This is a genomic window from Paraburkholderia sp. BR14320, assembly GCF_040948665.1.
Taxonomy (GTDB): Bacteria; Pseudomonadota; Gammaproteobacteria; order Burkholderiales; family Burkholderiaceae; genus Paraburkholderia; species Paraburkholderia youngii.
In genome coordinates this window covers 1-18303 of record NZ_JBFPKG010000042.1, presented here as the reverse complement: position 1 = coordinate 18303, position 18303 = coordinate 1, and the positions used below count along the sequence as shown (strand labels likewise).

General features: G+C 63.0%; 15 protein-coding genes and 2 pseudogenes. 10 read left to right on the top strand and 7 right to left on the bottom strand.

The genetic code is table 11. From position 1 onward, the window contains the following. The first annotated feature begins 4 nt into the window (after positions 1–4). From AB3X89_RS29350 to AB3X89_RS29340, 3 genes are read left to right on the top strand one after another with little or no spacing between them, the layout of a single operon-like run. On the top strand, positions 5–334 hold the full coding sequence (locus AB3X89_RS29350; protein WP_176122875.1) for a hypothetical protein: 330 nt from the start codon (positions 5–7) through the stop codon (positions 332–334). After that, the gene (locus AB3X89_RS29345; RefSeq protein WP_368586409.1) at positions 331–1281 is read left to right on the top strand and encodes a cytochrome c oxidase assembly protein; all 951 of its coding nucleotides are present in this window, start codon (positions 331–333) and stop codon (positions 1279–1281) included. Before AB3X89_RS29350 ends, AB3X89_RS29345 begins: the two co-directional genes overlap by 4 nt. Next, on the top strand, positions 1278–2639 hold the full coding sequence (locus AB3X89_RS29340; RefSeq protein ID WP_368586408.1) for a cytochrome c: 1362 nt from the start codon (positions 1278–1280) through the stop codon (positions 2637–2639). Before AB3X89_RS29345 ends, AB3X89_RS29340 begins: the two co-directional genes overlap by 4 nt. A gap of 18 nt (positions 2640–2657) precedes the next feature. Here the strand turns inward: AB3X89_RS29340 and AB3X89_RS29335 are convergent, their stop codons facing one another. From AB3X89_RS29335 to AB3X89_RS29315, 5 genes are all read right to left on the bottom strand, one after another. Beyond that, the gene (locus AB3X89_RS29335) at positions 2658–3410 is read right to left on the bottom strand and encodes an endonuclease/exonuclease/phosphatase family protein (RefSeq protein WP_368586407.1); all 753 of its coding nucleotides are present in this window, start codon (positions 3408–3410) and stop codon (positions 2658–2660) included. Beyond that, complete coding sequence (locus tag AB3X89_RS29330; RefSeq protein WP_368586406.1) at positions 3407–5686, bottom strand: VTT domain-containing protein; 2280 nt, start codon at positions 5684–5686, stop codon at positions 3407–3409. Before AB3X89_RS29330 ends, AB3X89_RS29335 begins: the two co-directional genes overlap by 4 nt. A gap of 154 nt (positions 5687–5840) precedes the next feature. Then, entirely contained in the window at positions 5841–6806 is a 966-nt protein-coding gene (locus AB3X89_RS29325) for an aliphatic sulfonate ABC transporter substrate-binding protein (RefSeq protein WP_368586405.1), read from the bottom strand. A 4-nt stretch (positions 6807–6810) separates the two neighbouring features. Continuing rightward, on the bottom strand, positions 6811–8139 hold the full coding sequence (locus AB3X89_RS29320) for an LLM class flavin-dependent oxidoreductase (RefSeq protein ID WP_368586404.1): 1329 nt from the start codon (positions 8137–8139) through the stop codon (positions 6811–6813). Between the two features lie 205 nt (positions 8140–8344). After that, the gene (locus AB3X89_RS29315; protein WP_368586403.1) at positions 8345–9148 is read right to left on the bottom strand and encodes a gamma-glutamylcyclotransferase family protein; all 804 of its coding nucleotides are present in this window, start codon (positions 9146–9148) and stop codon (positions 8345–8347) included. Between the two features lie 294 nt (positions 9149–9442). On the opposite strand from AB3X89_RS29315, the gene AB3X89_RS29310 reads away from it, so the two are divergent. Next, a complete protein-coding gene (locus AB3X89_RS29310; protein ID WP_368586402.1) occupies positions 9443–9931 on the top strand; it encodes an NUDIX domain-containing protein in 489 nt (162 codons plus the stop codon). 92 nt (positions 9932–10023) lie between these two features. On the opposite strand, the gene AB3X89_RS29305 is transcribed toward AB3X89_RS29310, so the two are convergent. Together AB3X89_RS29305 and AB3X89_RS29300 are read right to left on the bottom strand one after the other, a co-directional pair. Then, the gene (locus AB3X89_RS29305; RefSeq protein WP_368586444.1) at positions 10024–11382 is read right to left on the bottom strand and encodes a 2-hydroxycarboxylate transporter family protein; all 1359 of its coding nucleotides are present in this window, start codon (positions 11380–11382) and stop codon (positions 10024–10026) included. A 582-nt stretch (positions 11383–11964) separates the two neighbouring features. Continuing rightward, positions 11965–12246, bottom strand: a pseudogene (locus AB3X89_RS29300) (DUF3579 domain-containing protein); the annotation flags it as partial. A gap of 622 nt (positions 12247–12868) precedes the next feature. Here AB3X89_RS29300 and AB3X89_RS29295 point away from each other — a divergent pair. The 6 genes and pseudogenes from AB3X89_RS29295 (at position 12869) to AB3X89_RS29270 (ending at position 18213) form a co-directional block, all read left to right on the top strand. Next, positions 12869–13996: a porin gene (locus AB3X89_RS29295; protein WP_368586401.1), complete on the top strand. Its 1128-nt coding sequence runs from the start codon at positions 12869–12871 to the stop codon at positions 13994–13996. 124 nt (positions 13997–14120) lie between these two features. Beyond that, positions 14121–14342: pseudogene (locus tag AB3X89_RS29290) on the top strand (methyl-accepting chemotaxis protein); the annotation flags it as partial. Positions 14343–14590: 248 nt separating this feature from the next. After that, the gene (locus AB3X89_RS29285; RefSeq protein ID WP_368586400.1) at positions 14591–14737 is read left to right on the top strand and encodes a hypothetical protein; all 147 of its coding nucleotides are present in this window, start codon (positions 14591–14593) and stop codon (positions 14735–14737) included. Between the two features lie 229 nt (positions 14738–14966). Beyond that, on the top strand, positions 14967–15287 hold the full coding sequence (locus tag AB3X89_RS29280; protein ID WP_368586399.1) for a transposase: 321 nt from the start codon (positions 14967–14969) through the stop codon (positions 15285–15287). Between the two features lie 165 nt (positions 15288–15452). Further along, on the top strand, positions 15453–16520 hold the full coding sequence (locus tag AB3X89_RS29275) for a purine nucleoside permease (RefSeq protein ID WP_368586398.1): 1068 nt from the start codon (positions 15453–15455) through the stop codon (positions 16518–16520). A 502-nt stretch (positions 16521–17022) separates the two neighbouring features. Continuing rightward, positions 17023–18213 (top strand): sulfatase-like hydrolase/transferase, encoded by a 1191-nt coding sequence (locus AB3X89_RS29270; protein ID WP_368586397.1) that lies wholly within the window; start codon positions 17023–17025, stop codon positions 18211–18213. Positions 18214–18303: the final 90 nt, after the last annotated feature.

The window sequence follows — 18303 nt, the reverse complement described above, 5'->3', positions numbered from 1 at the left end:
GCCGATGGACATCTGGCTAGGTTTGCTCGCGGCACCCACGGCGGTGCTCGCCACACAGAGCGTCGACTATGCGCTGATCCGGCTCGCCTGCGCGAGCGGCGCCGCGTGGCCGATGCATGCGGTCAGCGCGGCCGCGTTCGCGTTCTGCGCGCTTGCCACGTGGCTCGCCTACGGCCGCTGGCGTGCCGAACGATCGCGCGGCGCGCCAGCGTATGCTCCGCGCGCCGCGCGCGCCGGTTTTTTCGCGCTGATGGCGATGATCGTCGGTGCGCTGTCCGCGCTCGTGCAACTCGCGATGTGGTTTCCGCAATGGCTGCTGCCCGCTTGCCGATGAGAAGGCAACTTCGCTGGTTCGCATGCGCGGCCTGGCTGCCCGGCACGGCGGCTGCCGCGCATGAACTGTCGTCCGTTGATCGTTCGACCCTGTCGTTCGGCTGGAGCTTCGAGCCGTGGGTCGTTGCGTTGATGGCGCTCAGCATCGGCGGGTATCTGATCGGCTATGCGCGGCTGCAGCGACGCTCGCGCGCGCAGCGGCGCGGCGCCGGCTCGCGCAGGCTGCATCTGCTGGCCTTCGCCAGCGGCTGGAGCGCACTCGTGCTCGCGTTGATGTCGCCGCTCGATACGTTGTCCGGCGCGCTGTTTTCCGCGCATATGGTGCAGCACGAATCGATGATGCTGATCGCGGCGCCCCTGTGCGTGGCCGGGCGTCCGCTCGCCGTATGGATGTGGGCGCTGCCCCGGCGCGCGCGTCTGGCGCTCGGGCGGGCGGTGCGCGCTCGCCCGGTTGCGCGTGCGTGGCGCTGCCTGAGCGCGCCGCTCGTCGCGTGGGCGCTGCACGCGGTCGCTCTGTGGGGGTGGCATGCGCCGACGTTGTTCGACGCCGCGCTTGCGCATCGCTCCGTGCATACGTTGCAGCACGCCAGTTTTTTGCTCAGTGCGCTGCTCTTCTGGTGGACCGTGACGGGCGACGGCGCGCGCCGCGGCAATGGCGGACACGCGATGCTGTCGCTGTTCACGACGATGGTTCACACCAGTGCGCTCGGCGCGCTGATCACGCTCGCGCCGGGCCTGTGGTATCCATCGTATGTCGAGCCGTGCGCGGCGTTGGACATCGATCCTCTGCACGATCAGCAACTGGGCGGACTGATCATGTGGGTGCCGGGCGCGCTGGCCTATCTGACCGGCGGGCTGCTCGTCGCGGCGCGCTGGCTGAGCCGCGCGGACCGGCAGCCGGCTTTCACGCACGACGCGGCGCGGGCCCGCGGGGAGGGCGCGCGATGATGCGAAGGCGCACGGTGGTGCGAGCGGCGGCAGCGGGTGCGTTGCTGGCGGTGGGCGTTGGGCTGCTGGCGATCGCATTCGGCGGAGGGGCGGCCGCGACGGATGCGGCGGCGGCGAGCACTGACGCGCCGGCTTCGGGCGGCGCGGCGAGCTTCGATCCGTCCCGGCTCGCGCGTGGCGAGTACCTGGCGAAAGCCGCCGACTGCGCCGGCTGCCACACCGCGCCGCAGGGCGGCGCGCCGTACGCGGGCGGCCTTGGCATGGGTTCGCCGTTCGGCACGATCGTGTCGAGCAATATCACGCCGGACCCGCAGTACGGCATCGGCCGCTACACCTACGAAGACTTCGAGCGCGTTCTGCGCGAAGGTGTCGCACGCGGCGGCAAGCGGCTCTATCCGGCGATGCCATACGTGTCATTCTCGAAGCTCAGCGACGAGGACGTGCACGCGCTATACGAGTACATGCTGCACGGCGTCGCGCCGATCGCGAAACCGACGCCGCGCTCGGACGTCGCGTTTCCGTTCAACCAGCGCTGGGCGCTGCGCTTCTGGCAGATGGTATTCGTGCCATCGAAGCCATACGTGCCGCGCCCGCAAAGCGACGCGATCTGGAATCGCGGTGCTTATCTGGTGCAAGGCGCGGGACATTGCGGCGCATGTCATACGCCGCGCGGCATGTTCTATCAGGAAAGCGGCCTTGACGAGTCGTCGAGCCACTATCTGGCGGGCGGCGTCAACGATCACTGGTTCGCGCCCAACCTGACCGGCGACATGGGCTCGGGACTGGGCCGTCTCTCCGCCGCGGACATTGCCGCGTTCCTGAAGACCGGCCACGGCGCGGGCGTCGTCGCGTACGGCAGCATGGTCGAACAGGTCGAGGACAGCTCGCAATATCTGACCGACGAGGACCTGCACGCGATCGCGCATTACCTGAAGTCGCTGCCGGCCCAGCGGCCGTCGGGCACCTATACGGACGGCGCCGATCCCGCGCGTTCGAGTGCGAACGGCAGCCGCGTGGCCGACTCGCTGAGCGTCGGCTTCAACGTCTACCGGTCGTTCTGCGCGAGCTGTCATCACGCGGACGGACGCGGCGTGCCGAACGCGTTTCCCGCGCTCGCCGGCAACCCTTCGGTGATCGCGGAAGATACGACTTCGCTGATCCGGCTGCTGATCGAAGGCGGCAACAGTCCGACGACGCAAAGCGGCCCACCGCGTCAGTCGATGCCGGCGTTCGCGACGACCCTCGCCGACGTCGAGATCGCCCAGGTGTTGACGTACATCCGCGGCGCCTGGGGCAACAATGCGCAGCCCATCACCGCCAACGACGTGGCGACGTTGCGCAGCGAGTTGCACAAATAGCGGGGAGCCGCGCGCGGATCATTCATTGACCGACGCGCTGATATGCGCGATCAACGGATAGTGATCCGACGCGATTCGCGAAAGCGGCGTGCGATGCACGACGACACGCAACAGCCGTTCGCCAGGATGCACCCAGATGCGATCCAGCGCGAACAGCGGAAAGCGCGTAGGAAACGTACGCAACGCGGTCGCGCGATGAAAATGTGTGACGAGCCGCCTGAGCGTACGGCCGTACACGAACCACTCGTTCAGATCGCCGAGCAGGATGACGGGCAGCGCGGGCGTGTCGAAGCTCTGCAATACCTGCTCCACCTGCGCGCGCCGTTCGCTGGAGGCAAGGCCCAGATGCGTCGCTACGACGCGCCACAGGTCGCCGTTGCAATCGATATCGGCGTCCAGCGCGCCGCGCGGCTCGCGGCTCCTGAAAGACAGGTCTAGCGTGCGCACCGCGCGCACCGGATAGCGCGTCAGCACGGCGTTGCCAAAGCGTCGCGCGGGCGTGTCTAATGTTGGGCCGGAGACGGCTTCCAGGCTCGTCATGCGTTGCAGCACGGCAAGCACATCGGGGGAACTCGCGCCGCCCAATGGCACTTCCTGCAGAGCGAGGATATCCGCATCGATTTCAGCGAGCACCTCGCCAATGCGCTCCGGCGCGAACTTGCCGTCGATCCCCACCGCGCCATGCAGGTTGTAAGTCCCGATGCGCAGTTGGCGTTCGCGCGCAAGCGTGATCCGTGGCCGCTCGATGCCAGGCTCGTGCATCAGGGTCATGAGCTGGCCTCGTCCTGACATCGTGATGACGTTTTGCCCGCGGCATCGCGAGGCATCCCGCTGTGCTCACGCAAACGCTGCGCGCGTTTGGCTTCATCGCTGGCGCGCGGCTTGTCAGCATCGCTCGGGGCGCCTTCGTGCGTGTCGCTCGTGCCCGATCTGCCGAGAAAGCGCTGCAACAGCACCGACAATCCGATCAGCACCGCGCCAATGCCGATCAGCACGGCGAACGAGCCGGCTGTCGGACGCCGCAACGAAGCGACCAACTGATGCGCGAATGCGACCGTCAGGAAGATGCCCGGACCCATGCCGAGCATCGTGCCGATGATGAAGTCGCGCATGCGCACGTGTGATGCACCTGCAACTAGATTGACGATCGCGAACGGCGCGACCGGCAGGAGCCGCAACACGACGACCGCGACGATTCCGCGTTTCGCCACACGCTCCGACAGCCGGTTCACGCGTGCGCCCGCGAGTTTGCGCACCGCATCGCGACCGAGCCGGTGGCCTATCCAGAACGACGTCGCAGCGGCCACGGTGGTGCCGATGAACGCATACAAGCCGCCCCACGCCGCGCCGAACACGACTCCCATCGTCGCGATCAGCAAGGTCACGGGCGCGGAGACGACGGCCGCCGCGACATAGGCGAGCACGATCCACAGCGGCGCAAGCGGCAGCGCCTCGATCTGCCGCGTCGCATTCGCGAATGATCTCAGGTTGAGGTAGCTGGCGAGCGGCGACCAGTGCCACGCCGCCGCGAGCCCGACGACCAGCAACGCGAGCACGCCGAGCAACGCATATCGTCCAATCAGCGGCCGCGCCTTCTCGGCGGGCACGAACTGATCGATGAGCTCGTTCGCGGCGATGGGTGTTTCGGGATCGATCAGCGCATCTGGCGGAATCAGTTGATCGAGTTCGGGCGAGACCTGCGGATCGAGATCGACGAGCGTTCGATGCTTCGTGCGATCGCGCTGCAACGCATGAATCGCCTCTGTCACGCTGCCGCGCGCATCGCGCTCGCGCACGAAGTCCGCGACTTCGCAGCCGAGATGCTCGGCGAGCAAGGTATCGCGCATCTTCGCGATCGCACGGCGGATGCGTGCATCGGCACCCGCATCGATCGACACATTGCACTCGCTGTCGAGCACCATCGAGCGATTGTTCAGGTTCGCGGAACCGACGATCAGCAATTCGTCGTCGACGATCATCAGCTTGCTGTGCACGTTGACGATGGATTCGCCCAAGCCCGGTACGTCGGGACTCAGCAGGCGATAACGGCCGTACTTGTCCGCGGCCTTGAGAATGCCGTGCAGGCGCGCGCGCAGCACGCCCATCGTCACTTTTTGCAGCCAGCCGGTCTGATTGCGAGGCACGACGATCGTCAACTCCGGACCATCCTCTCGCGCGAGCGATTCGCTCAGCGCCGCGCCGATCGATGCCGACGTGAAGTACTGGTTCTCGATATAAATGCTGCGGCGCGCACGCGCGATCGCATCGAGATACTGGGTGCGGATTTGCTGCTTGCTCTCGCGGCCCAGGTATGCGGGCTCGGTGAGCGAGATCGCAATGTCGACATTTTCCAGCTCTACGCTGCGTGACGGCGGCCACGGGTCCTGCGTCGGCGGCACGGGTTGAGTGTGGATTGCGTGCTGTCTCTTGCACGCGCGTGCCCACCGCTCGCGCGCGAGCATGCCGATTTCGCGCGCCGCCTCGCCATCGAACATCGAATGGACATCGTGAGACGGCTGATACCGTGCGCCGTTTGCATCGCGGCGCAGCGGATCATCGGCCCGATGCTGTTGCGTGTCCCAGCGCGAACGCGTGAGATCGAGTCCGCCGACGAACGCGAGACAATCATCGATTACGACGATCTTCTGGTGGTGCGAGCCGCCTAACGGATGCTTGCCGTCCATCTGAAACGCGATGCGCCGGTGCGTGCGCCAACCCATCTTGAACACCGGTAGCCATTCGCGCTCGAACGCGTAGAGCATCGCGAAGTCCCACGCGAGAATGTAGACGCGCAGCAGGCGCTTTTGCGCGGCGACTGCGTGCAGAAAGTCGCCGAGCGCTTCGGGAAAGCCATCGTTCGAACCTTCGGGCGTGAGCTTCATGCGGCTGTCGATATCCCAGCCGAGGATGAACACCGTGCGCTCAGCGCGCGTGATCGCCTCGCGCAGCACGCGGAAATAATCGGCTCCGTCGATCAGCAGGGTGAAGCGATTCGCATGACGCACGCTCTCGCAGTTGCGTCCCGGCTCGAAGAAGGATTCATTCATGACAGGTTCGCGGTCACATTGCGGAAACGATCCGCAAGATACGTGCCGCGGCGTGCGTCAGCCGCGCTTGCGATGCCTGAAAGGCTATCGAGATTCGTTCGGGAAGTCGCGACAGATCGGGCGGAAGGCGGATACCGACATGGCGGGTCGAGATCTACCGGATATCGACGATGGCTTCGCGTACATCGATTTTGCGCGGGATCACATGCTCCCGATAAGCGAGATCGGCGCAGTCCTGCTGAGCCTTGACGACTTCGTCGGTGAGCGGATAGTGGACGCCCCATTCGAGCCGCGGCAGCGCCCGCGTCCAGATTTCCAGGCGAACACCCGTGTTCTGCGACAGGAACTGCGCCGTCTGCGCGGGATGCGCCAGCTCAAGCGCCGTTTGCCGGTCGAGCACATCGAACAGCAGACGCAACGCGGCGGGATAACGCTGCGCGTACTCGCGCGAGCCGATGTAGAAGCCGTACTGCGGCACCGACAATTGCCCGATCGACAGAATCGTGCGCGCGCCCGTCGCGAGTTCGGTATCCGCATAGCGCGGGTCCGGCACCGCCCACGCATCGATGAAGCCGCGCTCGAACGCGGCGCGCGCGTCGCTGTAGTTCAGATAGACGAACTGCACCGCCGACGCCGGCAGTCCGGCGTCGGCGAGCGCCTTCAGCACGAACAGATGTCCTTGCGAGCCCTTCGCGAACGCGATCTTCTTGCCCTTAAGATCTTCGATCCGCCGCGCGGGCGAATTCGCCGGCACGATCAGCCCGTAGCTCTTTTGCATGCGCGGCGCGGACGCGACGTAGACAACGCCCGGCGCGGCGCCCGCCTGCGCGAGGATAGGCGGCGTCGCGCCTACCGCGCCGACGTCGACGTCACCGGTGTTGATCGCTTCGACGAGCGGCGCGCCATAGACGAACTCCATCCACTTGACCGCGACACCGTGTTGCGCAAAAGCCTTTTCGAGTTCGCCGGATGCACGCAATGCGACGAGCGGATCGCCTTTCTGGATGCCGATGTTGATGGTCGCGGGCCAGGCGGGGTCGGCGTGAGCCGGGACCTGACAGCCAAAACAGACGACGAACGCCGCGAACGTTCGCCACCACAAGCCGCGGAGTGGACGCATGGTTTCAGTTCTGGAAATACGGGTTGGCGGGCCGGCCGAGTCCGTAATGGCCGCGCAGCGTATCGGCTTCGTATTCGCGTCGGAACAGCCCGCGCTTTTGCAGGATCGGCACGACGTGATCGACGAAGATATCGAGCTGTGCCGGCAGCACGGGCGGCATGACGTTGAAGCCATCGGCCGCGCGGCCCTCGATCCAGTCTTCGATGACGTCCGCGATGCGCTCCGGCGAACCCGCCACCGTGAAGTGGCCGCGCGCGCCGGCGAGTTGGCGCAGCAGTCCGCGCAGCGTCGGCCGTTCGCGCGCGACGAGATCGGTGATGACGGCGGCGCGGCTTTGCGCGGCCTGCACCGTCGCAGGGTCGGGAAAGTCGTCGCGAGAGAGCGGCTGATCGAGCGGCAATGCGGAGAAGTCGTACCCGCCGAAGCGGTTCGACAACCGGCTCAGGCCGACTTCGATATCGGTCAGCGCATTGAGTTCTTCGAGCAGCGTGTGACCTTGCGCATCGGTCGGGCCAATCGCCGCGCTCAGACCGGGAAGGATCACGATGTCGTCCGCACGTCGGCCGGCGGCAATCGCGCCTTGCTTGAGTTCGGTGTAGAAATCCGCCGCTGATGCCTTGCTCAGATGCGCGGTGAAGACCGCTTCCGCATGACGGGCGGCAAACGCCTTACCCGTCGCCGACGAGCCCGCCTGCACGAGCACCGGCCGTCCTTGCGGCGGGCGCGGCAGATTGAGCGGACCGGCGACGCGATAAAAACTGCCTTTCCAGTCGATGCGCCGCACCCGTTCCCGATCGAGGAAGCGTCCGGTTTGCGGGTCGTCGATGATCGCGTCGTCGGCCCAGCTGTCCCACAGCGCCTTGACGACGCCCACGTATTCGTCGGCGCGCGCGTAGCGCTCGGCATGCTCGGGCGCGCGCTCGTAGCCGAAATTCGGGCCGGCGCCTCCGACCCACGAGGTGACGATGTTCCAGCCAATGCGCCCGCCCGAAATATGATCGAGCGACGCAAACTGGCGCGCCAGATTGAACGGCTCAGTGTATGTCGTCGATGCCGTCGCAATCAGGCCGATGCGGGTCGTTTCGCGCGCGAGCGCGGCAAGTGCCGTGATCGGCTCGAGTGCGCCGCTCGCGACGTAGCGGGCACCGTCGCCGAGTTCGAGGGCATCGGCGAAGAAGATCGAATCGAAGCGGCCCGCCTCGGCGCGCTTCGCAAGATCGGCGAAATAGGTGATGTCGGTCAGCGCCTTACGCGTCGCGCCCGGATGCCGCCAACCCGCTTCGTGATGACCGCGGCCGTGAATGAACAGATTCAGATGGATGGGGCGGGGCATGGGCGAGCTTGGTCCTGCGTGTGCGCAGGGACGCGACGATGATGGAGCGACTCATTCTATTGCCGCTCGCCGGCGGCTCAAACGAACGAAGTCATATATCGATATCAAGGCGCGCCGCGATGCGGGCGGAACGCTCGCGTTGTGCTGGCAACGCTTTGTGTTTCATCTATTTGGACGCATTGATGCCCGGATCGCGACGCCCGGTCTAGCGACCGTGATTCACCAGACTGCACACAGGGCTTTTGCGTTTGGCGATCGCGGCGGCATAGTCCTCGGAGAACGCCCGCTGCGCGAAGCACGGTGCCGAGGTCGCGAGCAGTGCATCGACCTGCGCATATTGTTTGTTGAACACCCATGGCCGGCGTGCGAGCGTGCGATCGTCCAGCCAGTAGGGACTCCAGTCCCGGGTCGTCTCGATGACCTCGCGCGCGAATTCCGGCCCGTACTCGAGCGCGCCCTCGATAACAACATCGATATACGACTCGACGAGCGGGAATTTCGCGTCAGGCACCGGAAGCCCTTCTCCCGGCGCTTTGCCCTCGGCCTTCGGCACGTAGACCCAGACGGTTCCCTGCGTCGGCAGCGGCTGCCACGACACCGCCTCGATAAGCGCCCGCGGCACCTCGACGCGCACGTACCCCTTCTCGCGCTCGTCGAACGCGGACATGTCGTTGCCGGCAACGGGATAAATCACTCCATTGATCGTCATCGGCGTCTCGCCGTCGAACGGACGCCGCAGGCCGAGCGCCGTGAACCCGGAGGTTGCGCGGTCGCTCCAGCTGCGCACATAGCCGAACGCCGCCGACACGCGCACCGGAATCGCCGCAACCGGCTTGCCGGCCGTGGCGGCGCGCGATGGCGTGTTGATGAGCGATCCGTAGCCGAAAATGAACTGCGTCGGCTGATCGGGAAGACGCGTTCCCCAGAAGTCGGTGTTCTGCGCGTGCGCTGCCGAGCCAAGCAGCGCTAGTGCTACAACGAATCCTCGAAGCTTTGCCATCGCCGACATCGTCATATCTCCGTCCAATGGGTTACCGCAGATGATCGCTTCAGCCAGACGGCCCCGGCAAACGCGCGCGCCAGGCCTCAGGGTCGCCCAACGCTTTATAGGCCATCACCAGGTGTGAAGCATAAACGAGTGCCGCGGCATCGAAGTCGACGACGCGCTGGATTTCCGAGCCAACTGAAATCGAATCTGGCGGCTGGACCGACGCACGCAGCGATTCTAAGTCGAAAGCGTCTTGTGGGAGCCGGCACGTACAATCCGGAGATCTTTTGACAATGACAGGAAAGGACGGGCCCGATGCCGAACTTTGAGCGCACGCGGCTCACTGCGCTGATCGACTCTGTGTGGCGCATCGCGTTTCGCGTCGGATTTCCGCTCGCCCGCGCGTGGTGGCACTTGCGGCGGCCTCGCCATGAGGGCGCGCTAGTCGCTATCTATGTCGGTCAGTCGCTGTTGCTGCTGAAGTCATCATACCGGGCCGAATGGGGGTTCCCGGGCGGCAGCGTCCGGGCCGGTGAGACACCTGCTGCCGCGGCGCTGCGCGAGATGGCCGAGGAGATCGGGCTTGCGTTTCACCCGTTAGTCCCGGCAGGCAGCGTGGCCGGCGAGTGGGACGGGCGAAGGGACCGGGTGCATTTCTTCGAAATGCGCGTTGATCACCTACCCGAACTGCGGCTGGATCATCGCGAGATCGTCGCCGCGCATCTGGCGTCGCCGCAGGAATTGCCTGGCTTCGCGGTGACAGGCGCGGTCGCCGCGTATCTCGGCAGGGATGTGCGCGGCTAGTCGAGCCGTTAGTTTTCCATGACCGTTCTAGTCTGCGCGACGCTGCGCGATGCGCGTTGCGCGACCATCGCGCAGCCATGACCAATAACGCGTCATCCGATATGCGCGAGCACGATCAGCGTCAGCGTGACGACGATAGCGCCGCCGATTCGCGTGGCGATCTGCGCGAAGGGCATCAGTTGCATCCGGTTCGCCGCGGTCAGGATCGCGACGTCGCCTGTGCCGCCCTGGCCGCTATGGCATGCATTCACGATCGCGGTGTCGATCGGGTAGAGGTTGAGCCGGCGCGCAACCAGGAAGCCGGTGCCCATCAGTGTTGCCACGGTCGCGACGATCGTCACGATATTGGCCAACGTGAACGCAGCGATCAACTTGTCCCATGGGGTCATGGCGACGCCGATCGCGAACAGCAGCGGATACGTCACCGCGGTCGAAAAGAACTTGTAGACGACGAATGCGCCTTCCTGCAACTGCGGCGAGACCGCGCGCGCCAGCTTGACCAGCACCGCGAGGAACAGCATCGCAACCGGCGCGGGCAGACCGAAGAGGTTGCGGCACATCAAGCCAAGCAGGTACAGCGTGATCGCCGTGATGCCGGCCGCCGCGATATGCGTCACGTCGATATGACCGCGAATCTCCTCCTCTTCAGGGTCCATTTCATCTGTCTCTCCGGGTTGCAGGCGGCCCTCGCCGGTGAGATGGGGAAAGCGCTTGCCGAGCATGTCTAGCGCGCCGGCGAGCACGATGGCGGTGAGGCTGCCGAGCATCACCGGGGGCAACACTTGTGCAAACAGCTCGCCCTGCGGCAGATGCATGATTTCCGAATAGCCGACCGACAGCGGAATGGCGCCTTCACCGACACCCCCCGCCATGATCGGCACGACGATATACAGCAGCGTATGACGCACGCCGAGTCCGAATGCCGAGCCAACCGCGATACCAACCACGCATGCGGCCAGGGAACCCAGCGCGAGCGGTACGAAGATCTTGAGAAAGCCCTTGATCAGCACACGCCGGTCCATGCTGAGAATACTGCCGACGATGATCGACGCGATGAACAGATAAAGGAAATTGCTCTGCTTCGTGAACTCGGTCGTGAGGCCGAGAATTGGCTTGGGCAACAGGTGATAGTAAGTCAGTGCGGAAGGCACGAACGTCGCGCAGATCGCGGCCGCGCCGATATTGCGCAGAAGCGGCAGGCGCTTGCCAAGTTCCGCGCAGGTGAAGCCGAAGAACGCCAGCACGGCGATCGCCATCGAGATCTCGCCCGGGATCTTGCCCGTCACCGCGAATCCGGTGATTAGCGCGAGCAGAATGAAATAAACCGGCAGCGGGATGATGCCGATTCTGTATTCCATCAGCTTCCACCAGCCTTCGGGCCAGAATCGGGTGGCATTGTCGGGCCGCTGCGCGGCCGCCGCCGGTGAGTGCTTCGGCGTCGGTGAGGTGATGGACAAAATAGACTCCTTGATTTGGCGCCGGCAATGTATGCCGGCTTCGCGTTTCGATACAGTCGAAGTGGTATCCGATGAGTGAACGGAACCGGAATGACAAATCGCCCCGGGCTAAAGGCGCCCGCGCGCTTACCCGGGCATTACGCGATGCCGGATCGAGCAACGGATCAACTCGGAATTGTTTGCGATGCAGAGCTTCTGCATCATCCGCGTCTTGGGTGTGCCGATAGTCTTCGCGCCGAAAAGACTTCTGAAACTTGCTCCCGGGCGGTTGCGTCATCAACGCTGAGCCACACCTGTCCGTCGCACCGCGCGCAAATGGCCAGCTTTCTCGCATGTGACGTGTCCGGACGAACTACGCTCCCGTGGTATCCGCATGCTGCACACGCGTAGGTGTAACGTACTCCAGTGAGTGTCTCCATCAGCCTTCTCCTGGCGGTCGCATCAGCCGCTTGACTCTGTAGCGACGGTAGCGGCAGTTGGAACCGCCAACTCATTCATTCGATCCTCTACCTTGCTTCCGTTTGTCTGCCGCTCAGGTTGCGGATCTCGTCCGGGCTTATCGTCGAGCGCGCGGCAGATATCGACACTCAGGTCGTTGTCGCTCGCGAAGCGCATCACAAAATCAAATCCGTCCGGACAGATACGTCGCAGTTCGTTCGAGATGCGTAGGCATTTGATGTCCTGCTCCACAACCGGCATCGCAAGCCGTGTGCTGGCTATAGGGTTGCCTGCGCAGCGTTCGCCTACGAACAGTGCAACGACTCCCGCAAGGCGCTCGGCCCAGTCGCCTGGCCGGAAGAGCTTGCACTGCGACGTCACACCGCGAATCAGGTGGCGTTCGATGCCATCGTTAGTCATGTTGCGGCTATCGCGGCATGCGCGTCGTCAGGTAACAGGGGTGAGCATTGTGATTGCGTGGGCTCGTCCAGCATCGCGTTCCGGCATTGAAAGCACGATGGGATCACCGCGATCGATGCTGCAATTCTAGGAACGCGGAACCTTCTGAACGCTTTCAGCCATGGCACGTTCCGATGGGGGTTTTCCATGAGCCAATCCGGTGGCCGCTGAATTTGTCGTCTACGCGGAGTCTTGCTGATTGCAACGCTGTCGTGCTTGCGCGGATACGCAGGCCGTTTCATGGAAATCCCCTAAATGCAGCTCCCGGCCGTGAAAGCCGGGGGAAGGGTCGGCGCTCCGACAATCCCGCCATCGATGCAAGCGAAGTTAAGCGTGTTTCGTCATTGCCGTATACGAACGAGTTCGTCATGTCGAAACAGGACTGGGAATAATTAGTTCAAGCGTCGTCGCGTATATCAGTAGAGCCACTGAGTTGCATAAATGACACGGGAAAGGAGCGTGAAGGATTGGGATAACTAGCATCGCCGACATTCGCATACCGAACCGGTTGCAGGGACCTTGAGACGGACGCAACCGTGCGCAGGGAAAACACAATTTCAACGCAGTAGTTTGAGGAGACATCTTGAAGACGAAATATCTTTCGCTGGCGGTCGCGGTCAGCGCACTCGGGGCGAGCGGCGCGCACGCGCAGTCGAGCGTGCAACTTTACGGGCTGATGGATCTGAGCGTGCCGACTTACCAGTCCCACGCGGATGCCAACGGGAATCACGTCATCGGCATGGGCATTGGGGGCGAGCCGTGGTTTAGCGGCAGCCGCTGGGGCCTGAGGGGCGCCGAAGACATTGGCGGCGGTTCGAAGATCATCTTCCGACTGGAGAGCGAATACGTTGTCGCCAACGGTCAGATGGAAGATCCTGGTCAGCTCTTTGACCGCGATGCGTGGGTCGGTATCGAGAACGACACGTTCGGCAAAATTACCGCAGGCTTTCAGAACACCATCGCGCGCGATGCGGCGGCGATCTATGGCGATCCGTACGGCAATGCGCGGCTGACGACGGAAGAGGGCGGCTGGACCAACGCCAACAACTTCAAGCAGATGATTTTCTACGCGGCAAGCGCGACCGGGACGCGTTATGAAAACGGCGTCGCGTGGAAGAAGCTGTTCAGCAATGGCATCTTCGCGAGTGCGGGTTACGCGTTCGGCAACCAGACGAGTTTCGGCACCAACGCGAATTATCAGGTTGCGCTGGGCTATAACGGCGGCCCGTTCAATGTGTCGGGCTTCTATAGCCACGTGAACCGCGAGGGCAACACGAACCAGTCGTTCTCGGTCGGCGGCAACTATACGTTCGGTATTCTGCGCGCCAACGCCGGCTACTTCCGTTACCTCGGCAATCAGGGCGCGCTGGGTCAGCGTCAGGATAATGCCTGGACCGTGTCGCTCAAGCTGTCGCCGAAGGGGCCGCTCGATTACCAGCTCGGCTATCAGCAGATGCGGGTGAAGAATGCCGCGTACAACGCCGACGGCGACATTCCGAACGCGAACATCGGCGCCTTCGATCCGACCTCGGGCTTGCACAACGGTTACAAGGAAACCCTGTACTGGTCGGCGTTCTATCACCTGTCCAAGCGCACTGAAGTGTATCTGGCCGGCGACTATATGAGGTTGCATGGCGGCTATACGGTCGGCAGCACGTTCGGCGCGACCAACCAGCTCGAACTGACCACGGGTGTGCGCACCCGATTCTGATCGGGAACACGGCCTCGCAGCGCATCCGTTTCAACAATGTTCTCCGGCTCGCGGTCGCGGACTTATCCGCGGCCGCTTTTTCATTTCAGCACGCGAGGGAGAGGCATGTTCCGCAATACGACTCGAGCAGATCAGCCGCGCGGTCACGCACATGGACAAGGCGACCCAGCAGAATGCCGCGCTCGTCGAGCAGACTGCTGCTGCGGCGGCGTCGTTGGAGGAGCAGGCGGGCGCGCTCGACGGCGCGGTCGCGGTGTCCCGGATGAGCGAACCGCGCGCGTCTTGCAGCCAGCCAACCGGGGAGGGGCCGGAGCTGTTTGCCACACTTTCGCCCGCGTGCGCATGACGATGCGCAAGCCATCGCAGCGCAACCTGTGAGGCAATTGAAAATCCAACCGCATGACAGTGACGTGCGTGGAGGTGCAACATGGACACTCGAGCGATGCTGCGTCGCATTGCGACCGGTTTGCTTGCCGGGATGGTTCTCTTTGGCTTAAGTGGTTGCAATGCGTTGAGCGGACCGCCCGCGCCAGAGTGGCCGGGTCCTCACGCACCGTATCCGTTCCCCGACGATGTACCGCATCGAACGCAGTGATGACGAGCACTGCCGATCTCGGCGCTTGCCTGTCGATGCTCGAGGCCGGGAAACCCAATCGTGGGTTCGGCTGGCGTCAGTGCCGCCGCCTTGAAATAGTCTTCGAGCCGGTCGGCAATCGCCGCGTCGAGCGAAGGAAATCCTGACAGGCAAGCCAGCCATTTCCGACGGCAGAATCCTCCGGCACCGATGGAAGTCGGATTTACGGCTGCCTACGATGTTTTCGCGCAAGCTGCGGAGGCAATGGTGGAACCGCGGAGGGTGAGATACAACTCCGTGGTTGCATGAGCCGTTGGCATGAGCACGCCGTAGCAGAGGAACTGGTACGTCCCACGCGATTCCGAAAAAGCAAGTCGATGATGCGATCAATATTTGATGGAACCGAATTGGAGCCCTCGGCAGAGAAGACGATTGAATGATATGCCCGCATTCATACCACTGAGCGACACGGACTGGGCCCGTATCGCCAGCCTCTTCCGGTTCGATGAAGCAAGGCGGTTTGGAAAAACACCAAGGCATCCGCGCGAAATATTGAACGCGATACTATGGGTCTCGACCCACCAAAAGACGTGGGCCAATTTGCCGCCCGAGATGCCACCAGCAGGGACCTGCTACATAAAGTGCCTGCAATGGCGGCGTGATGGGACTTTGCAACAGGTGGAGGCCATTCTCGGACTGCGCATCGATTTCCGCTAGCGCTTGCCAATTCATCTCTTTCTCTGCTTATACTGATAGCCACCTGAACGGTGCACGCCCAGGTCCCACGCTGCACGCCGACAAGAAGCCACGACATCGGTCGAGAACACGGCACGCGATCCACGTTTTGGAACCGCAGTTCTTACATATCGGGTGTGACCTCTTATGCTAAATCGTGCTTTTGGTGCTGTAATTTCATCGTTGCTGCTGGCAGGCGCAGCAGTTTCACCGGCCATCGCGCATACCGACGACGGCTTCGCGCAGGACGATGGCGCGTCGCATGGCCGTCCGGTCAAGGTGATGATCATCTCGATGTTCGGTCCGGAAGGCCAGGTGTGGCTCGATCATCTCGGACCGTGGCAGGACATCCCCGTCGCGGGTCTGTCTCCTGACTATCCGGCAGTGCACTGCAATCGCCAGGAGGTGTGCGTGATGACGACGGGCATGGGACACGCGAATGCCGCCGCGTCGATCATGGCGCTGACGTTCTCGCCGCGTTTCGACTTGCGTCATACGTACTTCATGGTGGCGGGCATCGCAGGTATCGATCCGCTGCAAGGGACCGTCGGTTCCGCTGCGTGGGCCAATTGGCTCGTCGACTTCGGGATTCAATGGGAAATCGACGGGCGCGAAATTCCGCCGGGCTGGGACACCGGCTATCTCGGCATCAACACGACGGGCCCGACGCAGAAGCCGCCGCTCGACTATCGCACCGAAGTGTTCCAGCTCAATCGGGCGCTTTCGAATGCCGCATTCGCGCTGTCGCGCAACGTGACGCTCAGCGACGACGCACAGGCGCAGGCTGCCCGCGCCAAATACAACTATGCGCCCGCGAACCGTCCGCCCACAGTGATCCAGTGCGACACGCTGGCGGGCGACACCTGGTGGTCGGGCACCGAGCTCGGCGAGCGCGCGCGGCAATGGACGAAAATCCTGACCGACGGCAAGGGCACCTATTGCACCACGCAGCAGGAAGACAACGCCACTTTCGAGGCGTTGACGCGCGCGGCGAGCGCGCATCGCGTTGACCTGGAACGTGTAGCGGTGCTGCGCGCCGGCTCGGACTTCGATCGGCCTTACGCGGGCCAGTCGAGTGCGGACAATCTGCTCAACTACGCGTCACAGGGCGGCTTCACGATCGCGATCAACAATCTGTTCCTGACGGGCAATCCGCTCGTGCAGGACATCGTCACGCGTTGGGGCGAGTGGCGCGACGGCGTACCGCGGCGGTAGCGGGTCTGCGGCGTGGTGAAGCGGAGCGCGTGCCGGTCTGTACAGCGATTCTGTCGACCGTTGTGATGGGCTGGCGCGCGGCTACGTGCTCGGCATGCAGAACCGTTCTGCAACGGTTCTGGATCGAGCGTATGGCCGGACCCATTGCTTACCAGTTGTAATCTACAAGTCAGGCTGGAATGCAAAGTTGATTCCGCTGCGACGTTCTTGTCCGGACAGAACAATGTGCGCTACCGCACATATCTCGACGTTTTCTCTTCCGTCGCCAGCAGAAGAAACTAGCATCAAACGCACAGCCTTCCCCGCATCCTCTCCTTGCCGGCTCAGGTCTGAAAAACATCAATTCAGAAAAGCGGACCGCGCATACCCTTAACCTGACAATCCAGAGGAGACCGAGCAGAGGTCTCTTCATATAAATCCACGCTGATTGAATCGCCTCCACTGCGCTGCAACGCGACAGGGCAGATGCCTTCGTCGTTCTATCTAACATGGAGAAACGATTATGGATCGTCGCGAATTTATCAAGAAGACATCGGCGATTGGCGCTGCACTGACTACGCCAAAGCTTGCGCTTGGCGCGTCCGGGTCGGCCACGGGCGACGCCGCGCACAAGGGAACCCCCAACATTCTGTTCATTCTGCTCGACGAGATGCGCTACCCGCGCGTGTTCCCGGCGGGAATCAACAGTCCGGGCGACTTCCTCAGGCATTTCATGCCTCAAACGCATTCCCTGTGGAGAAAGGGCGTTAAGTTCTCCGGACACTACACGGCCGCCTCCGCATGTACGCCAGCACGTGGCACTTTGGTCACTGGTCTTTATTCGCAGCAAACCTGGGTGCTGACGACTATCTTCGATAACCCGTCAAGTAAAGGTTCGCTTCAACCAACGCTCAGCCGGGCGTTTCCGACTTATGGCAAGCTGCTACGCAACCTCGGTTATTCGACGCCCTACATCGGGAAATGGCATCTGTCGGTCACCGTCCAGGGGCAGCGCGAGCTTCAGGAGTACGGATTTCAGGCGATGACTTTCCCTGATCCAACTGGCAGCAACCTGCAGGGCACGGTCGGCGATATTCCCAACCTGTACTACAGCGACGAGTACATCGCCAATCAGGCGGTAGCGTGGCTCGGCCAGCGTAAGCCGAACGAAGCACCCTGGTGTTTGACCGTAGGCCTCGTGAACCCTCACGACAAAGAGTTCTTCCCGGCGGGAACGGAATTCCAGACTTACCATGATTATTTCGCGAACTCGAACTACAACCCCAACGGTTATCAGCAATGGCGGGACTACACGGTAGGGCCGCCGAACTACGATTGGAATACCAATCCGCTCAAGAATCCACCGACGCTGGCGTACGCGGCGGTCCCGCCGAACTGGGAGTCGGCGGATCGCATCCAGCGCACCAAGCCGGCAGCGCAGGCGTTCAACAGAATGATCCAGGAGGCTATATGGGGTGGTGTCCAGGATGATCCGGATAGCGCTGACTTCGTCATCACGGAATATCCTGTGCCGATCCAGGGCGTGACGAAAGGGATCGGCAAATCGCCATTCAGTTACTGGAAGCGTAGCCTCGAGTCGTACACGCAGATACTGACAGACGTCGACGAACGGATTGGTGAGATCGTCCATTCTCTGCCTCACGATGTCGCGCGCAAGGCGTCCGGCCAAGATCCGGTCAAATTGCTATCATAAGCTTTATGGTTATGAAGTCAGAAAAACCTATTCGACTAAGGAATAAGGTGCTTACGCCGTGGACGCCCGCTTGCCGTAGGCGTCGTTGGT

Excerpts from the sequence above, each read along its gene's own strand:
- AB3X89_RS29350 (WP_176122875.1), top strand. The coding sequence starts at position 5 with ATGGACATCTGGCTAGGTTTGCTCGCGGCACCCACGGCGGTGCTCGCC.
- AB3X89_RS29345 (WP_368586409.1), top strand. The coding sequence starts at position 331 with ATGAGAAGGCAACTTCGCTGGTTCGCATGCGCGGCCTGGCTGCCCGGC.
- AB3X89_RS29340 (WP_368586408.1), top strand. The coding sequence starts at position 1,278 with ATGATGCGAAGGCGCACGGTGGTGCGAGCGGCGGCAGCGGGTGCGTTG.
- AB3X89_RS29335 (WP_368586407.1), bottom strand. The coding sequence starts at position 3,410 with ATGACCCTGATGCACGAGCCTGGCATCGAGCGGCCACGGATCACGCTT.
- AB3X89_RS29330 (WP_368586406.1), bottom strand. The coding sequence starts at position 5,686 with ATGAATGAATCCTTCTTCGAGCCGGGACGCAACTGCGAGAGCGTGCGT.
- AB3X89_RS29325 (WP_368586405.1), bottom strand. The coding sequence starts at position 6,806 with ATGCGTCCACTCCGCGGCTTGTGGTGGCGAACGTTCGCGGCGTTCGTC.
- AB3X89_RS29320 (WP_368586404.1), bottom strand. The coding sequence starts at position 8,139 with ATGCCCCGCCCCATCCATCTGAATCTGTTCATTCACGGCCGCGGTCAT.
- AB3X89_RS29315 (WP_368586403.1), bottom strand. The coding sequence starts at position 9,148 with ATGTCGGCGATGGCAAAGCTTCGAGGATTCGTTGTAGCACTAGCGCTG.
- AB3X89_RS29310 (WP_368586402.1), top strand. The coding sequence starts at position 9,443 with ATGCCGAACTTTGAGCGCACGCGGCTCACTGCGCTGATCGACTCTGTG.
- AB3X89_RS29285 (WP_368586400.1), top strand. The coding sequence starts at position 14,591 with ATGACGAGCACTGCCGATCTCGGCGCTTGCCTGTCGATGCTCGAGGCC.
- AB3X89_RS29280 (WP_368586399.1), top strand. The coding sequence starts at position 14,967 with ATGGAACCGAATTGGAGCCCTCGGCAGAGAAGACGATTGAATGATATG.
- AB3X89_RS29275 (WP_368586398.1), top strand. The coding sequence starts at position 15,453 with ATGCTAAATCGTGCTTTTGGTGCTGTAATTTCATCGTTGCTGCTGGCA.
- AB3X89_RS29270 (WP_368586397.1), top strand. The coding sequence starts at position 17,023 with ATGGATCGTCGCGAATTTATCAAGAAGACATCGGCGATTGGCGCTGCA.